Source organism: Nosocomiicoccus ampullae, assembly GCF_019357495.1.
GTDB classification, from domain to species: domain Bacteria; phylum Bacillota; class Bacilli; order Staphylococcales; family Salinicoccaceae; genus Nosocomiicoccus; species Nosocomiicoccus ampullae.
Window position 1 is genome coordinate 1292150 of record NZ_CP079110.1, and the last position, 24541, is coordinate 1316690.

Consider the following 24541-nt stretch of genomic DNA (forward strand, 5'->3'; position numbering starts at 1 on the left):
ATTCCTACCCCTCTCTATTACTTAAGAAATCTCCAATCCACTGAACAAGTTGAACGATAATTATTAATAATACAACCGTAATTAACATTACGAACGTATCATAGCGGTAATAACCATATCGGATCGCTAAGTCACCGATACCCCCACCACCAACAACTCCTGCTGTCGCACTAAATGCGATAATAGAGATGATTGTTAACGTAATCGCTTGTGTTAAACTTCTTTTTGATTCTGGGATTAACACGTCAGTAATAATTTGTGAAAGTGGTGCACCACCAGCAATACTTGCTTCAATTACTCCTTTGTCGATACTGTGAAAACTTGATTCTGCAAGTCTCGCAAATAACGGAATTGCCGCAATACTTAGTGCGACTGATGCAAATATTGGACCGTGTGATGCATTTACTAACCAAGTTGCAAATGGCATAATTGCAACGATTAAAATAATGAACGGGAAACTACGTACAACGTTTACTATAAATCCTAAAACTGTATTTAAAGTTTTGGCTTTAAATAATTGACGTTCACTCGTTACAAAAAGTAAAATTCCTAATGGTAATCCAATTAATACCGCAAAGAAAATTGAAATAGATACCATCAAAACTGTTTCTAAAAATGAGCGGTATAGTAATGGTAAAATAGTGTCTAATTTATCCATAAATTTCAGCCCTCTCTAACCCTTTAGTATCATCAATATGTTCAAAGAATCGTTTAATTTCAGCTTCATCTCCAACTACTTGCAACATAAGTAAGCCAAGTGGATCACCATTAATATATTCGATACGACCGTTTAAAATACTAATATCTAAATCAAATAGCTTATATAACTGATTTAAATGATTTCCTTCCGCAGTATCTTTTACGAACTTTAACGTAATTATACGATTCGTATTAGACGTTTGAATATGCGGAGGTACTTCGAAATCGTAAATCTCTTGAACAAACCCTTTTGTCACACTGTGTGTTGGGTTACTAAAAATGTTATATACGTTATCAATTTCGATAATCTCACCATTTGACATTACTCCAACGCGATGTGCGACTTCTTTAATGACTTCCATTTCGTGAGTAATTAATACGATCGTTAGCCCGAGTTTTTTATTGATATCTTTTAATAGATTTAATATCTCTTTAGTAATTTCCGGGTCTAATGCACTTGTTGCTTCGTCACAAAGTAATACTTCTGGGTCATTGGCAAGTGCTCTTGCAATTCCGACACGCTGTTTTTGACCACCACTTAGATTACTTGGGAGGACGTCTTTTTTATCAGATAGGCCAACGAGTTTCAACAACTCATTGACTTTAGCATCTCTTTTATCTTTTGGATATTTCGCTGCTTTTAAAACGAATTTGATATTTTCAGATACTGTTTTACTACTAATTAAGTTAAAGTGCTGAAACACCATACCAATCTTTTGTCTTTTAACACGAAGTTTTTCTTTAGATAATTTTGTTAAGTTATCCTCTCCGACAATCACTTCACCACTTGTTGGAGTTTCAAGTAAGTTAATCAGTCGAATTAAAGTACTCTTACCTGCACCACTAAAACCAATCAGACCAAAAATTTCACCAGATTTAATATGTAAATCTGTCATTTTTAACGCTTCAACTGACTTATCTTTTAACTGATATGTCTTTTTAACGCCTTTTAATTCAATACTACTCAAAACAAATCCCCCCTGTAATAATAAAAAAACCATTTACTCTATATGAGAGCAAATGGTGTTTAGATATCTGTCAAGCATCTGCTCGTTGGATTTAGCACAGTACTATAAAAGCCCGCTGCTGAACTGTCATTGGGCCAAATCCCTCGAGTTCTCTTGATATTTATTATTTAATTTAATGATAATCGTATATTACTTTTTAATGTTTGGCAATACCTTTTTCTAAATTGTTTGAAAATTCTTTATTAAACCCATTTAGACATATAAATTAAATCCGTATAACTGCCATCGTTTAGTTTAACTTGGTCTTTTAACGTCGCTTCGGTTTCAAATCCGAATTTTTCGTACAGTCGAATCGCGCCGTCATTATTACCGAACACTGTTAAAATCAGTTTTTCGATATGTTCATTCTCTTTAGCGAATTGCACAACTTCCTCTATTAATTTAGAACCAATACCGTGACCCGCGTATTCTTGTTGAACACTAATTCCAAATTGTCCAATGTGACGGAATTTATGACGATGATCGTGGAACATATTAATGATTCCAATCACTTTATCGCTATCTACTGCAACGAGTTTTAAGTCATTTTCACCTGTATTTTTTATCTTTTCTATTTGATCATTTAAATCTGGTTCTTGGTTTTCAATTGCTGTTGCAAGTGTGTCTGGATTTTCTTTTGTTACTTTAATTTTATGTTCTATCACTGATTCTGCATCTTCAATTCTAGGTTGACGTATTTCAAAATTCATATAATCCCATCCTTTTCAAAGTTAAATCTATAGTAACATGTAAATTTTACTATCTCACTTCGTCTGTTTAGCGCTTAAATAGACATCTCTCTAATAATTTGTAACAATTAAGATGATTATAAAGGAGGGCATTAATATGAAACATCTTTCTAATGAACATTATTTTTACCACATGTCTAAAGATAACGAACCTAAGTTAACTGTAGAGGCTGGAGATACAGTTAAAATAGACACTCTTGATTGTTTTACAAATCAAATACAAGATGAAAGTTACGAATTTGACGCACTCGACTGGGACAAAATGAATCCTGCAACAGGGCCAATTTACGTGAATGGTATTCAAGCAGGTGACGTTTTAAAAGTAACGATTGAAGATGTTGAAATCCGTGATAAAGGTGTTATGCTAACTGTTCCTGATGCTGGAGTAATGGGTAAATATTTACACGAACCAACAATTAAAGTCCTCGAAATTAAAGACGATACAGTCGACTTTAACGGTATTAAAATACCACTAAATAAAATGGTCGGAGTCATTGGGGTTGCACCAAAAGATGAAGCAATCAATAACGGTACACCAGATACACACGGTGGTAATATGGACTCTGTTAAAGTCACTACTGGTGCAACACTTTACTTACCGGTCTACCACGACGGTGCATTATTTGGATTAGGAGACTTACACGGTGCAATGGGTGATGGTGAAATTTCTGTCACTGGTCTAGAAGTTGAAGGTTCTGTCACGGTAACGTTAGAAAAAGCTGAAAACATACAAACTGAACACCCTATTTTAGTAAATGATGACGGAATTTATCAGTTTGTTTCTCACGAAAGTTTAGACGAATCAGTTGATCAGTCCGTACAGGTGATGATTCAAAATATTTTAGAGCCAAGAACGACGTTAACACTACCAGAGCTGACAATGCTGATGAGTTTAGTCGGTCAAACTGAAATTAACCAAGTCGTTGATCCTTTAAAAACTGCACGTTTCTTCGTACCACAATATATTTTAGATGAATTAAATATTAACTTAAAATAATGAATAGGAGGCTTTCATATGAAAGCAGTCGCAATAGATTTAGATAGTACCGCTTTAACAAATGATGGTAAGTTCAGTGACCATTTAAAAAGAACAATTGAAACACTTCACGAAAATGGCACATTGGTTTTTATCGCTACAGGACGTTCGATGAAATCATTAAAAACTAAAATTCCTGAAGACTTACCAGTAGACGGATTCGTTGCAGCGAGTGGCGTTGTCGTTATGGCTGACGGAAAAACGTTAAGAAATTCAACGTTTAAAAAAGAAACGGTTGAAGAAGTCATCTCTATTGCTCGAGACCAACATGTCTACTATGAAATCAATACGACAAATGATGGGCCGTTTACATTTAAAGAAGATAAAGAATATTCATTAGAGGATTTACTTCACCCTCCTGAAGAAGATGTACTTGCGTACGAAACAATCGGCGCGAATCGTAGTATTAAAGATAGTAATCAGTGGGTAGATACGGTCGATCTAGAAGATGTTATTAAACTATACTTCTTTAGTAACTCTAAAGATAAAATTAATAAGTTTTACAAAACACTTGATAACAATTCAGAGAAAAACACAAAATATGCACTATACCAAACAGCAGCGCATAACTCTGAAATTATGGTACCAGGCGTCGATAAAGCTACAGGGTTAAAAGTATTGTCGAAGTATTTTAATATCGAGTTATCAGACATTCACGTCTTCGGAGATAGTATGAATGACATTCCGATGTTTAAAGTAGCGGGTAAATCTATCGCGATGAAAAATGCGATTAATGAGTTAAAGTTGTTAAGTGATGATATTACTGAACACACAAATGATGATGATGGCCTCGCACGATATATTGAAGCGCATTACTTATAATGCGCTTCTTTTTTGAATATAAAATACGTGACCTTGCTGCGACATCAAGTAAATCAGTTTCGTGTCCAACTGTACCTTGAAGGAGAATTAACTTCTCTTCAAAATTATATTTACAAAATATTGAAGACTAAAAAAGACTAGCCCCGGCTAGTCTTTTACTCTATTTCTTTAGGGAGTTCTATTTCTTTTACTTCGTTAAATTGGCTGAAATTACTTTCACCTTTTAACTCTACGTTGCCTTCATCATCATTAATTTCCACATCAAATTCTACTTTTTCGATAAGTTTGTCATTATTAATTACAAACTTAAGTTTTGTATCGTTATTTGAAACATCAACATTTCCGAAGTTCACATGAATTAACCGTTCAATCGCACGGTAAACATTTTCGTCATTTCCTTCGTATTTATAGACATCTTTACCGTCCTTTGTTTCATGTTCAAGTTTATCTTTAACTGTCATGAGTGTGTTTACGACTTGTTGATAAGTCACACTAAATAATGCAGATTCTTCAACAGAATCTGTAATTTCAACCCACTCTTCATCGTTATTAAAATATGTGTGACCATCTTTAGAAACAGTTCTTAATACATCGAAAGAAGAGAGCGAAATTTCTGGTGGGTTTGAATTGATATAATCGACTTCTACGTTGATTGTCTCATCTTCCTCTTCATCTAGTTCAGCTTCAATGTCTAGTGAAGTATGATAAGATTCTACTTCTTTTGATTGATCTACAACTTTTTGTAAGACTTCGTCATCTATGTCCGCTTCAGTCACTTCTTTTGGTTCTGCCTTTTCTTCTGTTGTACTTTCTTTTACCTCTTCTTCAGTCGAACAAGCAGTCAGTATTAAAAAAGAACTTAAACCTAATATAAATAAGCGTGTTAGTCTCATCCATGATTCCTCCGTTAATACTCTTCACTTTTGATAATACCATGACAATTACACGAAAACTAATAATAACTACCTTACATTGTTAATGTGTCGATTAAGACATCCATATGTTTTTTTAGTTCATTAAATTTAATACCTCCAAAGCCAATCACAAATGATACCGCTTTATGTTCTTTGTCGTACGTATACATTGGCTCTATTTTTAAACTATTTTGTCGCGCACGCATTAAACATTCTTCGAGCGTTAAATCATTATTTACAGTTAACACAAAATGCATACCCGCTTGTTCCCCGCTGATTGTTAACTCATTTTGATAAGGTTTAAGACGTTTAATAATATATGATATTTTCTTTTTATAAATATGACGCATTTTATTTAAGTGTCGATCGAAATGACCGCTTCTTAAAAATAACGCCATTATTTGCTGCATATGAATCGGCACAGTATTTGACTCGATATATTCTAACTGATGAAAATCTTGTAACAACTCTTTTGGCAGTACCATATACGCCATTCTTAGTGACGGAAATAATGCTTTAGAAAATGTACTAATATATATTACTCTGTTTTCTGTATCTAAACTTTGTAATGCAGGTAGTGGCTTTTTAAAATATCGAAACTCTGAGTCATAATCATCTTCAATAATATACCGATTTTCTTTTTCATATGCCCATTTTAAAAGACGCGTACGCTTTTCAATCGTAAGTACTGTACCCGTTGGAAAATGATGACTTGGTGTAACAAAAATAACGTCGTGATTACTCTTTTTTACAGATTCCATGCAAATACCATCTCTTTTAAGCGGTATTTTAACGTAATCTATATTATATTTTTCTAAAACATCACGCGCTGGTGGATAGCTCGGTGCCTCAATCATAAACTTTTGCTTTTTTAAAATTTGAACGACATGTTCAATCAACTGATTTGTCGACGACCCGATAATAATTTGGTCATGAGAAGCGTTTACCCCTCGACTATTAAATAAGTAAGTAGCGATTTGTTGACGAAGTTCAAATAAACCTTGTTTGCTGTCTTCATTTACGAGTGTTTCAAATGATTCATCAAATACTTGTCTTGAAAGTTTTCGAAACATATCAAACGGGAAGTGTTCGACGTCAACTTGTGCAGTTTTAAACTCGTAATCATAAGTTTTTTTATCTTTTTGAATACTCACTTCTTCAATTTCTTTTCGAACAACTGGTAGCACTTCTAGTTTACTCACGTAATATCCACTTCTTGGCTTAGAGTAAATAAACCCTTCGTCTAGAAGGAGTTCATAGGCGCGTTCTATTGTCGTTTGTGATAAGTTTAAATGTTTTTCTAACTGGCGTTTTGACGGTAATTTATCGTTTGTTTCGTAATCTCCAGAAATTATTTGTCTTTTTAGTGACTCGTATAAGTCTAAATATAATGCCATAACTGACCTCTGTTTTTTATATAGTTTTGAGTATTTCTAAGTATCAGATTATCAACTACACTGAAGATAATCAATCAAATAGAGGTGGAACACAGTGAGTCAATCATATGTACATTTAGAATCAGAACTTAGCCAAAAAATGAAAGGTGGCGTCATTATGGACGTCATTAACGCTGAGCAAGCGAAGATCGCTGAAAAAGCAGGAGCGGTTGCTGTAATGGCATTAGAAGCTGTACCTAGCGATATTCGTAAAATGGGCGGTGTTGCACGTATGGCGAACCCTTCAATTATCGAAGAGGTACAAAATGCAGTGTCAATTCCAGTAATGGCAAAAGGACGTATCGGGCACATTTCTGAAGCACGTACGTTAGAAGCGTTAGACGTTGATTATATTGACGAATCAGAAGTATTAACACCAGCTGACGAAGATTTCCATTTAGACAAATGGTCATACGATACACCATTTGTTTGTGGATGCAGAAACTTAGGAGAAGCTGCACGTCGACTTGGTGAAGGTGCAACAATGCTACGTACAAAAGGTGAACCAGGTACTGGAAACATCGTCGAAGCTGTAAGACATATGAGACAAGTCAATAAAGAAGTCGAGTACATTTTAAACTTAGATGAAGCGGAATTAATGACAGCAAGTAAAGAATTTGGTGCACCAATTGACGTACTTCGTGCGATTCGTGAATACGGTCGTTTACCAGTATTAAACTTTGCTGCAGGTGGTGTTGCAACACCACAAGATGCTGCACTCATGATGGAACTCGGTGCGGATGGTGTATTCGTCGGTTCAGGAATCTTTAAATCAGAAAATCCTGAAAAATTTGCTACAGCAATCGTTCAAGCAACAGAAAACTATCAAGATTACAAACTCATTGGAAAACTTGCAAAAGATTTAGGTTCTGCAATGAAAGGTTTAGACGTTAGAACACTTGACGATAAAGACCGTATGGCAGACAGAAGTGAATAATTTTAAAAAGAAAAGGCACTCTGAGAGTGCCTTTTTTCATTATACTGGTCGAACGACTATTTCATTGACGTTGACATAATCTGGTTGTGTGAGTGCGTATATCACTGCGTTCGCAATGTCTCTTGCTTCTAACTTTTTACGATCTGACTTCACGTTTTCAGCGAGTCTCGTATCAACCATCCCTGGTGAAATACTCGTCACTCTAACACCTGTATGTGCGAGTTCTTTTTCTAACCCTTGACCAATTGTAAGTGCAGCAATTTTTGTCGCTGAATAGACTGTACTTTGTTTAGTCACTTCATGTGCAGACACACTTGTCGTATTAATGATATGACCGTTTCCTCTTTCTTTCATATCATTAACGACGTGATGTACTCCGTAAAGGACACCTTTAATATTCGTATCAATCATACTTTCCCATGACTCAACATCACCATCAGTTACTCGGCTACTCGTCATAAGTCCAGCATTATTGACGTAAATATCAATTTCACCAAATTTTTCTTTAGTTTTTTCGACTAAATTTTTTACTTCATCAAATTTTGACACGTCTGTTTTTAATGCAAGTACATGATCACTATTTAATTCTTTTACAGCATCTTCTAATTTATCTTCACTACGACCAGTAATTGTCACGTTCGCACCTTCTTCAACGAGTCGTTTCGCGATTCCTAGACCGATACCTCCGTTACCACCTGTTACAATTGCTGTTTTACCTGTTAATTCCATGAAATTCTCCTTTATACATTCATAATTGCTTCGTAAATTACTTTTGCGCCGACTGGCATCATCTTATGATCAAACGTCATATTTGGATGATGAAGACCTGGCGTTAAATCACATCCAAGACCAATCATCGCACCTTTTAAATGCTTATTATTCACTGTATAATTATGAAAATCATCTCCCCCACTCGTTACAATTGGTTCGAGGAGATTTTCTTCTCCGACAGTATTTATAATCGCTTGTTGTAATACTTGAATCGCGTCTTCGTGTGATTCACTTGCGACTGTTTTGTCGGTTTCTTCAAATTCAACTTTAACGTCATATAGTTTCTCTATAGTACTTATCACTTCTAGCACTTTATCAAACATTTCGTCCATAACATCATTTTTCTGCGCGCGTAAATCAATGCCGATGGATGCACTCCCTGGAATTATATTTAATGACTGACCACCCGCAATAAATTTCGTTAATTTAATCGAGTGTGGGACCATCGGATTTAAGTGTATATTTTCAATCATACGCATCATTGTCGCACCAATTTCAATCGCATTCGTATTTAAATGTGGACGTGCGCCGTGCGCGTCATCTCCGATAATTTTAAACGAAATTGTACCTGTTGCGCCGTGCTCGATACTTGGAGATATAAATCCACTTTTCGCCTCCTCAACTGGTCGTAAGTGGATTCCAAACATGTAGTCTAAATCATCTATAATACCTGTTTCACTTACTTTTATTGCACCAATTCCTATTTCTTCAGCTGGTTGAAAGATAAACCGTACACCCTTATTAATGAGTGTTTCATCTTGTAGCATTAACATCGCTCCGATAACCATCGATATATGAGCGTCATGTCCGCATGAATGATTCGCTTGCTCAACACCGTCAACTTCTTGCCATAATGCATCTATATCTGCACGAATTCCAATTTTTATATTATCTTTAGAAAAGTCACCGACGTCACAATATAACCCTGGAAATCCGTCAAACTTTACAGGAGAAAATCCTTTATCTTTTAAATAATTAAAAATGTAATCCGTCGTTTCGTATTCTTCTAAACTTAACTCCGGATTGTTATGAATATGATTAAATATTTGATTTATTTCACTTTCGACCATAGTACCCCTCGATTTCGTTATTATAATAATTAGATATTACCCTTAATTCTCGAAAGACAAAACAACATTCATATCATATATAATAGATGTAACAGAAAAAAGGAGACATTCTATGAAAATCGAAACAGTAAAACTACATAAGTTAAAAATGAAGATGAAAACCCCGTTCACAACAAGTTTCGGGACACAAATTGACCGCTACATCACGATTGTTGAAGTGATTGACGAAGATGGCCTGAGTGGATTTGGAGAAACCGTTGCTGGAGAAGATCCGCTATACTCTGAAGAGTTTATGGATAGCGCAGTCATCGCAACGAAAAAATATTTTGCGCCATTATTAATCAATAAAGAAATTAACCATCCAAAAGAAGTTACAGAAATCTTTAAACCGTTTAAACGTAACAATATGGCTAAATCTGGGATTGAAACTGCAGTGTGGGATTTATACGCAAAACAAATCGGAGAGCCATTATATAAAGTTCTTGGTGGTAAAAAAGCTGAAGTCGAAGTTGGAATTTCACTCGGTTTAGAAGAAACTGACGAAGCAATTATTCCGAAAATTGAAGAGAAAGTAAATGAAGGTTATAAACGTATTAAAGTTAAAATTAAACCTGGACGTGACATTGAATACGTGCGTTTTATCCGTAAACATTTCCCGGATATACCACTAATGGTCGACGCAAACTCAGCATACACGTTAGACGACGTTGAAACATTAAAAGCGTTAGATGAATTTGATTTAATGATGATCGAGCAACCACTTGGTAGTACAGACATCGTCGATCACGCAACACTTCAAAAACAAATTAAAACACCGATTTGTTTAGATGAATCTATCGATAGTTATGAAAATGCGAAAGCTGCGATTGAACTCGGCAGTTGTGAGATTATAAATGTAAAAATCGGTCGTGTCGGTGGATTAACAGAATCTATTAAAATTCATGACCTCGCAAAAGGAAATAATATCCCGTTATGGTGCGGTGGAATGTTAGAAGCAGGTGTTGGACGCTTAACAAATATCGCAATCACGACATTATCTAACTTTACACTACCTGGGGACACAGCATCTTCAAGTAGATACTGGGACATGGACATTATTACGCCAGAGGTGGTTGCTAAAGACGGTGTCGTTACGGTAAGTGAAGCACCAGGAATCGGTGCAGAAGTTGACTTTGATAAGTTAAATGAATATTTAATTGAAACAGATGTTATAACTAAAAATGATCAGCCACAAATGGTATTTTTCAATTAAAAAAATAGGTATCACTGTAATTACAGTGATACCTATTTATTTTGATTTCAGTGTGACTGAAATGATTTCTGGTTTATTAAACACACGCCACGGAAAACGGCTATTACCAAGCCCCCGACTCACAAGTAATGTTGAGTCATTTAGCGTATGTGTGCCTTCAGTATATGTCGGTAAGATACCTTGGTCTGGTGCGTATAATCCTTTAACAACCGGCAATCTAATTTGACCCCCATGCGCGTGGCCACTAAAAATAAGGTCGACCGGGTATTTAGAGTATCTTTCAAACTCTTCTGGACGATGCGCGAGAAGAACTGTGAAGTTATCGTTAAGATTTTTAAAACGGTCTTCGAGCATTTTATCGTAATCAGAAAATATACTTGGATTTGTTTCGAGATCTCCAAGTACTCTTAAATCATGGATACCTGTAATCGTTATTGCCTCTTTACCGCGTGTAATTTTAAAATCGTGAATCGATGCATTATATACACCGGTGTTTAATATTTTCTCGTAAATGCCTAGAAAGTTTTTGTAAAACACTTCATGATTTCCTGTGACGTAATAACATGGTGCGATTTCCATTAAATTTTTTAGCATTTTAATACCGCGTGCTTCGTTTGGCGTTCTTCGGTCTATTAAATCCCCCGTGACTAAAATGATGTCAGGTGTTGTGTCTTTTACTTTTTTAAGTAAGTGTTTACCTCCACGTCCGTAATACGTATTATGAAAATCCGACACTTGAGTTATTTTAAAATTATTGAAGCTTTTAGGAATTTTCGGTGACTCGTACGTGACTTCACGCGTGTAAATATCTTTATTTTGTACCCATAAAAATCTCGATACCGCGATTAAAAATCCGAGTCCACCAGCAGAAAGTTTAGACCATTTCTTCATCTTCTTCTACCTCTAACTTCGTAATTCGAACGAGACGAATCGTGTTTTCTTCCATGACTAAAATTTCATAGTGGTTTTCATCGTCTTCAACGGTTTCAAAGCGTTCAGGGATATCTTCAAACAAGTAATATAAATATCCAGATAATGTGTTTTCCTCTTCAGGTATGTTCGATTGGAAAATTCCGTTCAGTCGATGAAGCGTAATTTTACCGTCACAGATAATCACGTCATCTTTTAAGTACCTAACAATCGCACTTTCTTTCGTATCAAGTTCGTCTTTAATTTCAATACCAAGGAGTGTTTCAATAATATCCTCGTGAGTGAGAAGCCCTTCAGTTCCACCGAATTCATCGAGTACAATTGCCATATGTCTACGATGCTTTGTCATCAGTCGTAACACTTCTTCAATATTGTTAAACTCTCTCACTCTTAATGGGTCCATATCACAAAATTCTATAAAACTACGCTCAGGTTCTAGAGACCACTTTAGTAGATATTTCGTATGAAAAATACCAACAAGGTCATCCGTGTCTTCATCATACACCGGATATCTCGTATACATTCCTTCAATCACGAAGTCTCTCACTTCATCGAATGTCGAATCAATCTGAATTGCCTGCATTTCAGTACGTGGTGTTTGCAGAACGTCTTTAACGTTAAGCGTATCAAAGTCTAATACACCGCGAACTCGTAACGATTCACTACGTCTTAATGCACCTTCGCCACCAGCAATATCCACCATTGACATTAATTCATCTTTTGTCACTGTCCAAGACTCACGCTCGCCTTTAGATAGCTTTTTTGTAATCAGTTCTGTAATTTTATTTAAAACGATTGTAATCGGCTTTAAAATAAAAATAAATAGATTAATAATCGGCATAACTAGCTTTCCGACTTCCTCAGGAAAAGCTGCTGCGATAGATTTTGGAATAATTTCAGCAAATAAAATAATACTTACTGTTAAAATCATCGTAAGTATTGTTAAATTTAAACCATACTCCATCGCTATCATCGTCAGAAGTACTGGCATAATAAGGTTAGCGATATTATTTCCAATCAAAATCGTCGTAATAAACTCACTCGGTTTAGACACTAAATTATGTAATCTTTTCGACTTTAAATCTCCAGCGTTTGCTTCACTTTGAAGCCTTAAATGATTCGCTGCAGTCAGCGCCGTTTCACTACCAGAGAAAAATAGTGACACAAAAAATAATATAAAAATGACGATAATCATAATCATAGTCGTCGACTCCTCATTTGTATTAATTATCATTTTACAAAACTCAACGTACGAAAACAAAATAATCAAAATAAAAATCGGTGGAGTTAGTCGTTTATCTTAAGGATAGGTGGCGATATGGTGATTACACTTTAAATTTCTAATGTTCTTTTCCTTTGATGACATCTAACGGAAGTTTTAATTCACAGTTTTTCATCGTTTTTGTTAATTATTTCGATATATTTAACATATCTTCATGGAAACGACCTAATTTTGTTAATTAAAACTTTTTATTTAACAAATTCTTTCGTGCACACTCTATTTCTGTTAATTAAACTATTTTATTTAACAAAATTTAGATAATCTTACTATTTTTTGTTAATTATCCATCACTCATCACTCGCTTGCCTAACTACCTAACACTTATATACAAGATAAACTACCCTCACCAACACCATATAAAAAAGCTCCACGCCAAATGCGTGGAGCTACCGCTTTAAACAACGTCGTAGCCTTGATCTTCGATTGCTTCTGACATTGCTTCTTTCGTAACACTGTCTTCATGTTTGACTGTAACGTCGCCGTTTTCTAAGTCAACTGTTGCTGATTGTACACCGTCTAAATTGTTTAATGCTGTTTCTACAGACTGTTTACAATGACCACATGTCATACCTTCGACTTTAATAATTGATTCCATTATATAATCACTCCTATAATTTTACACGTTTTAATCGTAATGCATTTGATACTACACTCACTGAACTAAATGCCATCGCACCTCCAGCAACCCATGGTGCTAAAAGTCCTAAGGCTGCGATTGGTATTCCGAGTGTATTATAGAAAAACGCCCAGAATAAGTTTTGCTTAATATTACGAATAGTTTTATGGCTCAGTGAAATTGCTTTATGAATGAGTGTTAAGTCTTCACCAAGTATTGTTAAGTCCGCTGCTTCAATCGCAACGTCAGTCCCTGTTCCAATCGCAATACCAATGTCAGCGAGTGCTAAAGCTGGCGCGTCGTTTACACCGTCACCAACCATCCCTACTACTTTACCCGAATTTTGGTATTTTTTAACAACTTCTGCTTTTTCCTCTGGTAAAACTTCTGCAATGACTGTATCAATTCCAACAGTTCTTGCGATTGCTTCTGCAGTACGTTTATTGTCTCCAGTTAGCATGACGACCTCTAATCCGTCTTCATGGAGTAATTTTACCGCTTCTTTTGCAGTATCTTTTACAGTATCTAGTACAGCAATCGTTCCCTTATATTCTCCGTTTACTGCAACAATCATCGCTGTTTTACCGTCATATTCATAGACTTCCATATCATCTGCTGCTGATAAATTAACCGCTCGATCACGCATTAGTTTTCTCGTACCAACTAACACTTCTTTACTTTCAATCGTCGCTTCAATACCATGACCTGGTATTGCTTTAAAATCGTCGACAGATAATAATTCGAGTCCTTCACTTTTAGCGTATTTAACAATTGCATTTGCGAGCGGGTGCTCGGAATGATTCTCTGCACTTGCGAGCAATTGTAATGTCTCATCACTACCAGTATAATCCGTTACTTCTGGTGTGCCGTTCGTGATTGTACCAGTCTTATCTAAAATGATCGTGTCGAGTTGGTGAGTTTTCTCTAAGTGTTCTCCTCCTTTAAAGAGAATTCCTTGCTCTGCACCTTTACCCGTACCAACCATAATTGACGTTGGTGTTGCAAGTCCTAACGCACATGGACATGCGATAACTAATACTGACACACTCGCAACAAGTGCTGATTCAACTTTACCTGTAATTAAATACCAAAGGATAAATGTCACAATTCCAATTCCAATAACGATTGGCACAAAGTAGTTTGAAATAACGTCTGCCATACGTTGAATAGGTGCTTTCACACCTTGTGCATCTTCAACGATTTTTACGATAGACTGAAGTGCAGTATCTTTACCCACTCTCGTCGCGCGCATTTCTAATGTACCGTTTTCGTTTACAGTCGATCCAATTAACTCGTCACCTTTATTTTTTTCGACTGGAATAGATTCACCCGTTAACATCGACTCATCGATTGATGAATTTCCTTTTAATACAATACCATCTACCGGTATCTTTTCACCAGGTTTAATCATTAATATATCGTCAACAACAACTTCTTCAACAGGAATCATTACTTCTTTTCCGTCACGAATGACTCTTGCTTCTCGCGCTTGCATATCAAGAAGTTTTGAAATTGCACTAGACGTTTCGGATTTTGCACGCGCTTCTAAATATTTACCGAATAAGATTAATGTAATAATAACTGCTGACGCTTCAAAATATAAATGTGGTTCTGTACCAAATTTCATCCATTTATACGTCTCATATAAACTGAATAAGAATGCTGCACTTGTACCCATAACGACGAGTACGTCCATATTCGCGTTAAATGTTTTTAAATTTTTATAGGCACTCTTATAAAATTGCCAACCAATTATAAATTGTACGGGTGCCGCGAATGCGAGCTGAAACCAAGGGTTCATGAAAATTGCTGGTAAATGAACACCAAGTAAGTGATCGAGCATCGTTAGTAAAAGTGGTGCTGAAAGAATCGCACTAATTATCACTTTTCGTTTTAACTTTTCAGTTGCTTCATCTTTTTTAGAAGCACTGTCTGTGTCATCTTCTACTGTTTCAGCATCATATCCAATTTTTTGGATACGTTTAATAATGTCATACTCTGATAATTCTTGTTCGTTATATGTTACTGTCGCTTTTTCTGTCGTTAAGTTAACAGTCGCTGTTTCGACACTATCCATTTTGTTTAGTACTTTTTCGATTCGAGATGAACAAGACGCACACGTCATACCTGTAATATTAAACTCTGACGTCTTCATTTGAACGTCGTATCCTAGGTTTTTAATTTTATCTTTTACGTCTTTGGTCGATAACTTGTCATTATCATATTTAACTGTCGCGAGTTCAGTCGCGAGGTTCACTTGTGCATCTACGCCGTCCATTTTATTTAGTACTTTTTCAATACGTGAAGAACACGCACTACACGTCATGCCTGTAATTTTGAGTGTTTCTTTTTTCTCACTCAATTTAAGTCACCTACTTTTTTGAAAATTGTTTTAAAATACCCATTAACTCTTCAATATATTCGTCACCTTCACCAGTTTTTACCGCGTGTGTGACGCAATGTTTCATGTGACGCTCGGTTACTTCTAATCCAACATTATGAAGTGCGGATTCAATCGCACGAAGTTGAATTAAAATATCCATACAATATCTATCATCTTCGACCATTTTCTCAACACCTCTTACTTGCCCTTCAATTCTTTTTAAGCGATTAAGAAGTTTCGTTTTTTCTTCATCTGGTCGAATTGTGTGTGTTGCTTGCACACTCATCACCTCAACTCTCATTTCTCATTATATACCCTATAGGGGTATAAATCAAATGCTTAATATATAAAGTATAAAATCAATCATTGTAATGTTTTCTAAATGTTGATAATATTAAGATAATTCAAACGAAGTATTAAAGGAGATATCGTTATGTCACTTAAATTTGTAGAAAGACAACAATTAAAAGAAAAACCAAATATAAAAGAAGTCGCGTTCGGCACAACATTTACAGATTATATGGTCAGTGCAGATTACAATAAAGATGATGGGTGGCATGACTTTAAAATTATACCGTACGAACCACTTTCACTCGATCCAAGTACTGCTGTCTTACACTACGCACAAACGGTATTTGAAGGACTGAAAGCATATAAAGTTGATGGTGAGACTGTCCTATTTAGACCAGAAGAAAATTTCAAACGCTTAAACCGCTCATTAGAACGACTATCGATGCCTAAAATCGATGAAAATCAAGCACTCGAGAGTTTAATCGAGTTACTAAAAATAGAAAAAGACTGGGTGCCTAATGGTAAAGGTGAAGCATTATACATTCGTCCAGTCGTATTCGCAACGAGCAAGTCCATTAACGTACTTCCAAGTAGCGAGTATAAGTTTTTAATTATTTTATCGCCAGTTGGTGGCTTATTCTCTCAAGATGGACTAGGCACAACTAAAATTTACACTGAAGATAAATACGTCCGTGCAGTTCGCGGAGGTGTTGGTGAAGCAAAATTCGGTGGGAACTACGCTTCAAGTATGCTCGCTCAAGAGTATGCAAACGAAAAAGGTTACAGTCAGGTGCTATGGTTAGATGGTGTTGAACAACAGTATTTAGAAGAAGTCGGTGCTATGAATATATTCTTCGTTAAAAATGGAGAATTATATACACCAAAATTAAACGGATCAATCTTACCAGGCGTGACACGTAAATCAATCATTGAATTCGCGAGAGACCGTGGATATACCGTTCATGAAGACCGCATCCATATTGACGACTTTAAAAAAGGCTTAGAAGACGGGTCAGTGACTGAAGTGTTCGGTGCAGGTACGGCAGCAGTTGTAGCTCCGGTATCACACTTAAACATTCACGGTGAAGAGTTAAAAGTTGGTGACGGTGAAGTAGGACCAGTCGCAAAAGAAATTTACGACACGTTAACAGGCATTCAAACGAAACGCGTAGAAGATAAATTTAACTGGGTAAAAGAAGTAAAATAAAGCAAAATAAAAAGGCGTTACGATGTAACGCCTTTTCTCTATTCTTCTTCACGGCCTGTATAATATAAGTACACAATCGCTAATATAAGTAAAACAAATGAAACACTTAATATTACAATCCACGTCGTATGTTTAGGCATCGTTTTTACGTTTGACTCTTCACTCATAAACTTATTTTCTTCGCCTTCAATATTTTTTTCCATAATACGTGGTTGATATATTTTGTATGCTTCACTTAATTCATTTGTTGCTTCATCGATGTCTGATTGTGTCACATTGTCATCGGATTCTTGCTCTAAGAGACGTGTCGCTTTTTCTTTAGAAGTTTTTAATTCTTCTGTCATATTACCGTCACCAATTTTACCGACTTCAACGAGTAACGTACGTAGTGAATTTGTATCGACATCTTGTTGAACTGCTGTGTAGATTGTTTCAGAATACGTCGTTGTGATAACTTCATCATTCTTATCTACTGATTCCACTTTCACCTCGTACATCGTACTTGGATCTAGCCCTTCAACGACAGCACTTAAGTTTGTCGTCGTCTTTACAACTTCGTCATTTACGATGACATTATAGTGATCCGCATCGAAATCATCCCAATATAATGTAAATCCGTCACTCATAATATCTGTAATCGTAGAAACTTTATTATGTATACTCTTTATAAATGCTGCTGTTTTTGGAGCACGTGCTTCTAACACGACTTTCGTACTATTATTTAAATAATAATAAGCAAACGCTTCAGCAAAATATTCTTCAACGTAGTTAAAATACGGTTGGTTCGGAAACATTGTTTCATGTTCTTCAGAATGAATTTGTTTAAATTCATCTTTTTGTGAAATCGTTGTTCCATCAACTAAAAAGCTATCGACGATATGACCAAACTCGTGAAGTTCTAAATTTACGTCACCGTGATTGTTTTCAATACCTGGCTCACTCGCTCCCACTCTTACGTATGATTCAAAACCACCAAGTCCAGGTATATCATCCCACGGGTCTGTATGCCCTCTTGGCACAACTCCTTTTAAATAGCTAAACTCGTCGAATTCTGTCATCGGAAGATCAGACAGTATTAATGTCACACCACTTGTTTGCACGTTTTCTAAAATCCGACTATCGATTTTGTTCAGTCGCTCTAAAATATCATTCGTATTCTCCACGTTTTCAGGTGTTTCTTCACTTAAACGAATATCGACAATCTCAGATAAATAAGGATTTATATCTTTCTCAATCGTTTCAGCATATACTTCTAACGGCAAAGCAATTAAAAGTAATGCACTTATAGATATAATCACTCTTTTATACGAACACATAGTCTCACTCCTAGTATGGACATACTATCATATAAATAGTTGTAATCGCTATATTCACGACTAACTTCCCAAAAAATAGGGTAATTTAACAATATGTTATAGTTATTATATGCATTTTATCGATTTAAAAAAGAAAAGGAGAATACGATGTTAAAGATTAGAAACTTAACAAAGGTCTTTGGTGGAAAAAATAAAGCCGTAGACAATATTTCGCTAGATGTTAAAGAGGGAGAATTCATTGCATTTATTGGTACAAGTGGTAGTGGTAAGACAACCGCACTTCGTATGATCAATAGAATGATCGAACCAACATCAGGAACGATTGAAATTAACGGTAAAGATGTGACACATATGAACCCTGTTGAACTTCGTCGTAGTATCGGCTACGTCATTCAACAAATTGGGCTTTTACCACATATGACGATTAAAGAAAATATCGTACTCGTTCCAAAACTTCTGAAATGGTCAGAAGAAAAGAAAGATAAAATTGCTAGTGAACTCATTCAACTTGTAGATTTACCTGAATCATACTTAAACCGTTATCCATCTGAACTATCAGGGGGACAACAACAACGTATCGGAGTTATCCGAGCACTTGCTGCTGAACAAGATATCATATTAATGGACGAGCCATTCGGGGCACTTGACCCAATCACTCGTGACACATTACAAGACTTAGTGAAAGAACTACAACAAAAATTAAATAAGACATTCATTTTCGTAACACACGATATGGACGAGGCAATTAAACTCGCAGATAGAATTGTCGTCTTATCAAAAGGTAAGATCGTTCAGTTCGATACGCCGGATGAAATATTAAAAAATCCAGCGAATGACTTCGTACGTGACTTTATTGGTCAAAACAGACTGATTCAAGACCGTCCAAACATCAGAACAGTTGAAGAAGCGATGGTTGAAGCGATTAAAATTACACGAGATGCTTCTATTCAAGATGCAATTAACATTATGCGTGAGCGCCGCGTCGACTCAATTTTTGTAACTGAAGAAGATGGTACGTTAATCGGTCACGTCGATATCGAAGATATAAACGAAGCATTCCGTAAAGGATATAACTTAATGGACGCAATTACTGTGAATCAATTCGTCGTGAATATAAACAGTAAACTGCAAGACTCAATGCGTGCGATTTTAAAACGAGGTATTCGTACGATTCCTGTCGTCGATGAAAATCATAAGCTTGTCGGAATTATTACACGTTCAAACCTCGTAGATATCGTATATGACTCAATGTACGGTGAGCCAGAAGTAGAAACTGGGGTTGATAAGTAATGGCTGAAGTTCAAACATTTTTTAGCCAGTACGGGACAGAGTTTTTATTTAAGATTTGGGAACATTTCTACATCTCAATGATTGCTTTAGGTATCGGTATTATAATTGCTGTACCGATTGGGATGCTTCTCGCTCGTACTGAAAAAGTTGGAGACTGGATTTTAACAATTGCTGGTGTACTTCAGACTATACCTACACTTGCGGTTCTAGCATTAATGATTCCGCTATTTGGTATCGGAAAAGTACCTGCAATTATCGCACTATCGATTTATATTTTACTGCCGATTTTAAATAACACAATCGTCGGTGTTCGCGGTGTAAGTAAAGATGCTAAAGAAGCGGCAGTCGCTATGGGTATGACAAAAAGACAGTTATTATGGCAAGTCGATTTACCGCTTGCGTCACCGCTTATTTTAAGTGGGATTAGACTCGCGAGCGTTTACGTTATTTCATGGGCAACAATCGCGAGTTATATCGGTGCAGGTGGATTAGGTGACTTTATCTTTAACGGATTAAACTTATATGACCCAGTCATGATTGTTATAGCGACAATTGGTGTCACATTACTTGCACTCGTGACTGACTTTATACTCGGAATTATTGAATCAAAAGCAGTACCAAGAGGACTAAACATTTCCAGATAAGGAGACAATTTATGAAGAAATTAACTAAATTTTTTATCATTGTAACACTGTCACTCACTGTCTTATCTGGATGTACACTTCCAGGTTTAAGCGGCAGTGATAAGGACTCTATTAAAATTACGTCACTCGCTACGAGTGAATCTCAAATTTTATCGCACATGATGCGTTTAATGATTGAACATGAAACTGATGGTGAAATTAAGCCTACGCTAATTAACAACTTAGGCTCTAGTACAATTCAGCATAACGCAGTTTCAAGTGGGGATGCACAGCTTTCAGGTGTGCGCTACTCAGGAACGGATCTTACTGGTGCTTTAGGCGAAGAACCAATTAAAGACCCCGACGAAGCATTAAAAGCAACACAAGATGGTTTTGAAGAACGTTTTGACATGAAGTTTTACGACAGTTACGGTTTTGAAAACTCATACGCATTTTTAGTTTCTAAAGACGTCGCAGAAGAGTTTAATTTAGAAAAAACTTCTGACTTAAAAGATCACGCTGACCAATTAGCATTCGGTGTCGATTCGAGTTGGATGAACCGTAAAGGTGACGGATATCAAGGATTTATCGATACGTATGGATTTTCATTTAATGACATTAGTCCAATGCAAATTGGTTTAGTTTATGATGCTTTAAACGCAAATAGTATTGATGTTGCGTTAGGTTATACGACAGACGGAAGAATCGCAGCATACGATTTAGTCGTATTAGAAGATGATTTACAATTCTTCCCACCGTATGACGCATCACCATTCGCAACTTTTGAAGCACTTAATAATCACCCTGAAATTGACGTTGCGTTAAGCAAATTAGTTGGTAAAATTTCAACAGAAGAAATGCAACGATTAAACTACCGTGCAGATGGTGAAGGTATCGAACCAGCACTCGTTGCTGAAGAATTTTTAGAAGAACATAACTATTTTGACGATGAAGAAACGGAGGCTAAATAATGGTTCTTTCAAATATATTTACAGAACTATCGACGTATTACTCAAATAACTTTACGTACTTACTTCGCCTCTTTTTTGATCACTTATTAATGTCAGTATACGGAGTATTATTTGCTGCGATTATTGGGATTCCACTCGGTATTTTAATCGCGCGATTTGGTAAACTTGCAAATCCAATTATTACGCTTGCAAATATTATCCAAACAATGCCAGCGTTAGCATTACTTGCTATTTTTATGCTCGTCATGGGACTTGGACAAACAACAGTCGTATTTACAGTGTTTTTATATGCTCTACTACCAATTTTAAAAAACACATATGCTGGAATACGCGGTGTCGACCCAGATATTAAAGATGCTGGAAAAGCGATGGGAATGACGAAAAATCAGGTGTTACGTATGATTGAATTACCACTCGCATTATCTGTAATCATCGGTGGGCTTCGTATTGCACTTGTCGTTGCGATTGGTGTCGTTGCAATCGGGTCATTCATCGGTGCACCGACGTTATCAGACGTCATCATTCGTGGTACGAATGCAACAGACGGCACAGTATTCATATTAGCAGGTGCATTACCGATTGCTTTAATTGCAATTATTATTGATATTGCTTTAAGATTTTTAGAATTTAAATTAGACCCAACTAAAAAGACATCTGCTTAACTGTAGATGTCTTTTCTTAAAGGAGAAATTACTATGGCAATGTTAGACATAAATTTTCACTCAAATACTCTTGGCAAACATCATGAATTTAAAGTTTTTTTACCAGAAACTACTGATATGTTTGAAAATAATGACGTTCAGCCACTTCGTACCTTAACTGTCCTCCACGGATTATCCAGTGACCATACAATGTTTTCAAGATATACAAATTTAGAAATGTATGCAAATGAACACAACTTAGCTGTAATATTACCAAATGCAGATCATTCATTTTACTTAAACATGAAATATGGTCATAGTTATTTAGATCATATTAAAGAAGTCTGGCAATATGCACATAATATACTACCATTATCTAAAAAACGTGAAGATAATTATATTAGTGGGAATTCAATGGGTGGCTTTGGTGCATTTTATGTATCATTTAATTTTCCAGAGTTATTTAGTAAAACTATCCCAATGAGTGGCGCTTTAGGCGTAGATGAAGACTTTTTAAACCTCGATTGGTATGACTTTGATATTCAGTCATTAATCGGTGAACATACTAAAATAAAAGGTTCTGAGTTAGATAGTGAAGCTATCATCCATCGAGCGATTGAAACACATGGCAAAGAGAACCTTCCAGAGATTTATGTTTTATGCGGTATTGATGACTTCTTAATTGAATCAAATAAAAAATTTATTGAACAATTAAAATCAGCAAATCTTAACGTAGAATCTCAATTTAAATCTGGTGGTCATACATGGAGTTATTGGAGTGAATCTATTAGAGATGCTGTGGATTGGATATTTAAAGATATAGAAGTCGATAAAAGTAAACAAATCATCAACTGGGTCGGATAAATAATACCCCCTTAAAACAAAATCGTTTTAAGGGGGTATTTCATTATTTTAATCCTTTTTCACTAATAAATTCTGAAAGAATAGAATTTAAATTAGGAGTTGTAACCTCATTTAAATTATAAAATACACGTGCAGATGGCTTTTCAATATTAATGACACGATTTAAATCAATCGGTGTTCCGATAATAACGACATCTGCATCAGATTGATTAATAGTTGCTTCTAAATCTTTCAGTTGCTCCTCGCCATATCCCATAGCTGGTAGCACATGATCTAAATGTGGATATTGTTTAAACGTATCTATTAAGGATCCCACCGCATACGGTTTAGGGTCAATAATTTCTTTTACACCTAATCGTTCTGCTGCTACAGTACCTGCACCAATCTTCATCTCTCCATGAGTTAACGTCGGCCCGTCTTCAACAATTAATACACGTTTATCTTTCACTAATTCAGGATTGTCTATTGTAACTTCTGATTCTGCCTTAATAATTGTACTATTTGGTGCAACTGCTTTTATATTTTCTTCTACAGTTTCAATATTTTCTTTTTTAGCACTGTCAATTTTGTTAATAATCGAAACATCTGCAGTGCGTAATGAGACTTCACCAGGATAATACTCTAGTTCATGGCCAGCACGATGCGGATCTAAAACAGTAATCGCTAAATCTGTCTCGTAGAAAGAAAAGTCGTTATTACCACCATCCCATAAAATAACGTCACATCCGTCTGGATCATTTTCTGCTTCATTTAATATCGCTTCATAATCTACACCAGCATATATAATATTTCCACGTTCAACGTGTGGTTCGTATTCTTCCATTTCTTCAATTGTACAATTATGCTTTTTTAAGTCCTCAATTGTCCCAAAGCGTTGGACACGTTGAGCAACTAAATCACCGTACGGCATTGGATGACGAATCACCACTACGTTTAATCCTTCATTCAGTAATGTCTCTACTACTTTACGAGATGTTTGAGATTTCCCTGTACCTGTACGTGTTGCACATACAGAAATCACAGGTTTACTACTTTTTAATTGTGTATCTTTTAGTCCAAGTAATTTAAAATTTGCACCTGCTGAATTCACACGCGCACCAATTTGCATCACTTTTGTATAATGCACGTCACTATATGCAAATACACATTCGTCTACATCATATTTTTTAATTAGCGTTTCTAATTCTTCTTCTTTAAAAATTGGAATACCTTCAGGATATAATTCACCCGCAAGTTCTTTAGGGTACTTACGTCCATCGATATCGGGAATTTGTGCTGCTGTGAAAGCAACTACATTATATTCTTCATTATTGCGGTAGTACGTATTAAAATTATGGAAATCGCGTCCTGCTGCTCCTATAATTATTACGTTTTTCTTTGCTTTCATTAACAATCAGCTCCTAAAAATTTTCTATGTAATTAATAATACATATT

At 35.8% G+C, this 24541-nt stretch carries 23 protein-coding genes, 1 pseudogene and 1 riboswitch; of the genes and pseudogenes, 10 read left to right on the forward strand and 14 right to left on the reverse strand.

The genetic code is table 11. From position 1 onward, the window contains the following. Positions 1-4: 4 nt before the first annotated feature. The 3 genes from KPF49_RS06795 to KPF49_RS06805 all read right to left on the reverse strand — a co-directional run bounded on the left by KPF49_RS06795 (position 5) and on the right by KPF49_RS06805 (position 2416). Positions 5-658: a methionine ABC transporter permease gene (locus tag KPF49_RS06795; RefSeq protein ID WP_183673847.1), complete on the reverse strand. Its 654-nt coding sequence runs from the start codon at positions 656-658 to the stop codon at positions 5-7. Further along, entirely contained in the window at positions 651-1667 is a 1017-nt protein-coding gene (locus KPF49_RS06800; protein ID WP_246562721.1) for a methionine ABC transporter ATP-binding protein, read from the reverse strand. The genes KPF49_RS06795 and KPF49_RS06800 overlap by 8 nt, the downstream gene beginning before the upstream one ends. A gap of 60 nt (positions 1668-1727) precedes the next feature. Further along, positions 1728-1830, reverse strand: a riboswitch (SAM riboswitch). Between the two features lie 79 nt (positions 1831-1909). After that, complete coding sequence (locus KPF49_RS06805) at positions 1910-2416, reverse strand: GNAT family N-acetyltransferase (RefSeq protein WP_183673843.1); 507 nt, start codon at positions 2414-2416, stop codon at positions 1910-1912. Positions 2417-2552: 136 nt separating this feature from the next. On the opposite strand from KPF49_RS06805, the gene KPF49_RS06810 reads away from it, so the two are divergent. Together KPF49_RS06810 and KPF49_RS06815 are read left to right on the forward strand one after the other, a co-directional pair. Next, entirely contained in the window at positions 2553-3452 is a 900-nt protein-coding gene (locus KPF49_RS06810) for an acetamidase/formamidase family protein (protein ID WP_183673841.1), read from the forward strand. A gap of 18 nt (positions 3453-3470) precedes the next feature. Continuing rightward, complete coding sequence (locus KPF49_RS06815) at positions 3471-4313, forward strand: HAD family hydrolase (protein WP_183673839.1); 843 nt, start codon at positions 3471-3473, stop codon at positions 4311-4313. Positions 4314-4468: 155 nt separating this feature from the next. On the opposite strand, the gene KPF49_RS06820 is transcribed toward KPF49_RS06815, so the two are convergent. Both KPF49_RS06820 and pdxR read right to left on the reverse strand, forming a co-directional pair. Beyond that, positions 4469-5206 (reverse strand): DUF6612 family protein, encoded by a 738-nt coding sequence (locus KPF49_RS06820; protein WP_183673837.1) that lies wholly within the window; start codon positions 5204-5206, stop codon positions 4469-4471. A gap of 74 nt (positions 5207-5280) precedes the next feature. Beyond that, positions 5281-6624: a MocR-like pyridoxine biosynthesis transcription factor PdxR gene (gene pdxR / locus KPF49_RS06825; protein ID WP_183673835.1), complete on the reverse strand. Its 1344-nt coding sequence runs from the start codon at positions 6622-6624 to the stop codon at positions 5281-5283. 94 nt (positions 6625-6718) lie between these two features. Here pdxR and pdxS point away from each other — a divergent pair, with 94 nt between their 5' ends. Beyond that, the gene (gene pdxS / locus KPF49_RS06830) at positions 6719-7600 is read left to right on the forward strand and encodes a pyridoxal 5'-phosphate synthase lyase subunit PdxS (RefSeq protein WP_257713880.1); all 882 of its coding nucleotides are present in this window, start codon (positions 6719-6721) and stop codon (positions 7598-7600) included. 39 nt (positions 7601-7639) lie between these two features. Here the strand turns inward: pdxS and KPF49_RS06835 are convergent, their stop codons facing one another. Both KPF49_RS06835 and KPF49_RS06840 read right to left on the reverse strand, forming a co-directional pair. After that, positions 7640-8329 carry an SDR family oxidoreductase gene (locus KPF49_RS06835; protein ID WP_183673833.1) on the reverse strand — a complete coding sequence of 230 codons (690 nt, stop codon included), beginning with the start codon at positions 8327-8329 and terminating at the stop codon, positions 7640-7642. Between the two features lie 11 nt (positions 8330-8340). Next, positions 8341-9441 carry an amidohydrolase gene (locus KPF49_RS06840; RefSeq protein ID WP_183673831.1) on the reverse strand — a complete coding sequence of 367 codons (1101 nt, stop codon included), beginning with the start codon at positions 9439-9441 and terminating at the stop codon, positions 8341-8343. A gap of 112 nt (positions 9442-9553) precedes the next feature. Between KPF49_RS06840 and menC the strand changes: the two genes are divergently transcribed. Then, on the forward strand, positions 9554-10693 hold the full coding sequence (menC, locus tag KPF49_RS06845) for an o-succinylbenzoate synthase (RefSeq protein ID WP_183673829.1): 1140 nt from the start codon (positions 9554-9556) through the stop codon (positions 10691-10693). A 36-nt stretch (positions 10694-10729) separates the two neighbouring features. On the opposite strand, the gene KPF49_RS06850 is transcribed toward menC, so the two are convergent. The 5 genes from KPF49_RS06850 to KPF49_RS06870 all read right to left on the reverse strand — a co-directional run bounded on the left by KPF49_RS06850 (position 10730) and on the right by KPF49_RS06870 (position 16184). Beyond that, positions 10730-11584 carry a metallophosphoesterase gene (locus KPF49_RS06850; RefSeq protein ID WP_183673827.1) on the reverse strand — a complete coding sequence of 285 codons (855 nt, stop codon included), beginning with the start codon at positions 11582-11584 and terminating at the stop codon, positions 10730-10732. Further along, complete coding sequence (locus tag KPF49_RS06855) at positions 11568-12824, reverse strand: hemolysin family protein (protein ID WP_311538884.1); 1257 nt, start codon at positions 12822-12824, stop codon at positions 11568-11570. Before KPF49_RS06855 ends, KPF49_RS06850 begins: the two co-directional genes overlap by 17 nt. 475 nt (positions 12825-13299) lie before the next feature. Beyond that, complete coding sequence (gene copZ, locus KPF49_RS06860) at positions 13300-13500, reverse strand: copper chaperone CopZ (protein ID WP_083314960.1); 201 nt, start codon at positions 13498-13500, stop codon at positions 13300-13302. A 13-nt stretch (positions 13501-13513) separates the two neighbouring features. Then, positions 13514-15883, reverse strand: a complete 2370-nt coding sequence (locus tag KPF49_RS06865; RefSeq protein ID WP_183673825.1) for a heavy metal translocating P-type ATPase — start codon at positions 15881-15883, stop codon at positions 13514-13516. A 10-nt stretch (positions 15884-15893) separates the two neighbouring features. Then, complete coding sequence (locus KPF49_RS06870; protein WP_246562723.1) at positions 15894-16184, reverse strand: metal-sensitive transcriptional regulator; 291 nt, start codon at positions 16182-16184, stop codon at positions 15894-15896. A gap of 147 nt (positions 16185-16331) precedes the next feature. Between KPF49_RS06870 and KPF49_RS06875 the strand changes: the two genes are divergently transcribed. Next, complete coding sequence (locus tag KPF49_RS06875; RefSeq protein ID WP_183673987.1) at positions 16332-17402, forward strand: branched-chain amino acid aminotransferase; 1071 nt, start codon at positions 16332-16334, stop codon at positions 17400-17402. Positions 17403-17440: 38 nt separating this feature from the next. Here the strand turns inward: KPF49_RS06875 and KPF49_RS06880 are convergent, their stop codons facing one another. Beyond that, entirely contained in the window at positions 17441-18718 is a 1278-nt protein-coding gene (locus tag KPF49_RS06880; RefSeq protein WP_183673821.1) for an anthrax toxin lethal factor-related metalloendopeptidase, read from the reverse strand. Positions 18719-18865: 147 nt separating this feature from the next. Here KPF49_RS06880 and KPF49_RS06885 point away from each other — a divergent pair. The 5 genes and pseudogenes from KPF49_RS06885 to KPF49_RS06905 all read left to right on the forward strand — a co-directional run. Next, positions 18866-19990 (forward strand): annotated as a pseudogene (locus KPF49_RS06885) (betaine/proline/choline family ABC transporter ATP-binding protein); the annotation flags it as partial. 17 nt (positions 19991-20007) lie between these two features. Then, on the forward strand, positions 20008-20652 hold the full coding sequence (locus tag KPF49_RS06890) for an ABC transporter permease (RefSeq protein WP_070458597.1): 645 nt from the start codon (positions 20008-20010) through the stop codon (positions 20650-20652). 11 nt (positions 20653-20663) lie between these two features. Further along, positions 20664-21602, forward strand: a complete 939-nt coding sequence (locus tag KPF49_RS06895; RefSeq protein WP_183673818.1) for an osmoprotectant ABC transporter substrate-binding protein — start codon at positions 20664-20666, stop codon at positions 21600-21602. Next, positions 21602-22264 carry an ABC transporter permease gene (locus KPF49_RS06900; protein WP_070458591.1) on the forward strand — a complete coding sequence of 221 codons (663 nt, stop codon included), beginning with the start codon at positions 21602-21604 and terminating at the stop codon, positions 22262-22264. The genes KPF49_RS06895 and KPF49_RS06900 overlap by 1 nt, the downstream gene beginning before the upstream one ends. Before the next feature lie 33 nt (positions 22265-22297). Further along, positions 22298-23107: an alpha/beta hydrolase gene (locus KPF49_RS06905; RefSeq protein ID WP_183673816.1), complete on the forward strand. Its 810-nt coding sequence runs from the start codon at positions 22298-22300 to the stop codon at positions 23105-23107. A 43-nt stretch (positions 23108-23150) separates the two neighbouring features. Here KPF49_RS06905 and KPF49_RS06910 read toward each other — a convergent pair whose 3' ends face one another. Further along, a complete protein-coding gene (locus KPF49_RS06910; RefSeq protein ID WP_183673814.1) occupies positions 23151-24494 on the reverse strand; it encodes a cyclic 2,3-diphosphoglycerate synthase in 1344 nt (447 codons plus the stop codon). Positions 24495-24541 lie beyond the last annotated feature (47 nt).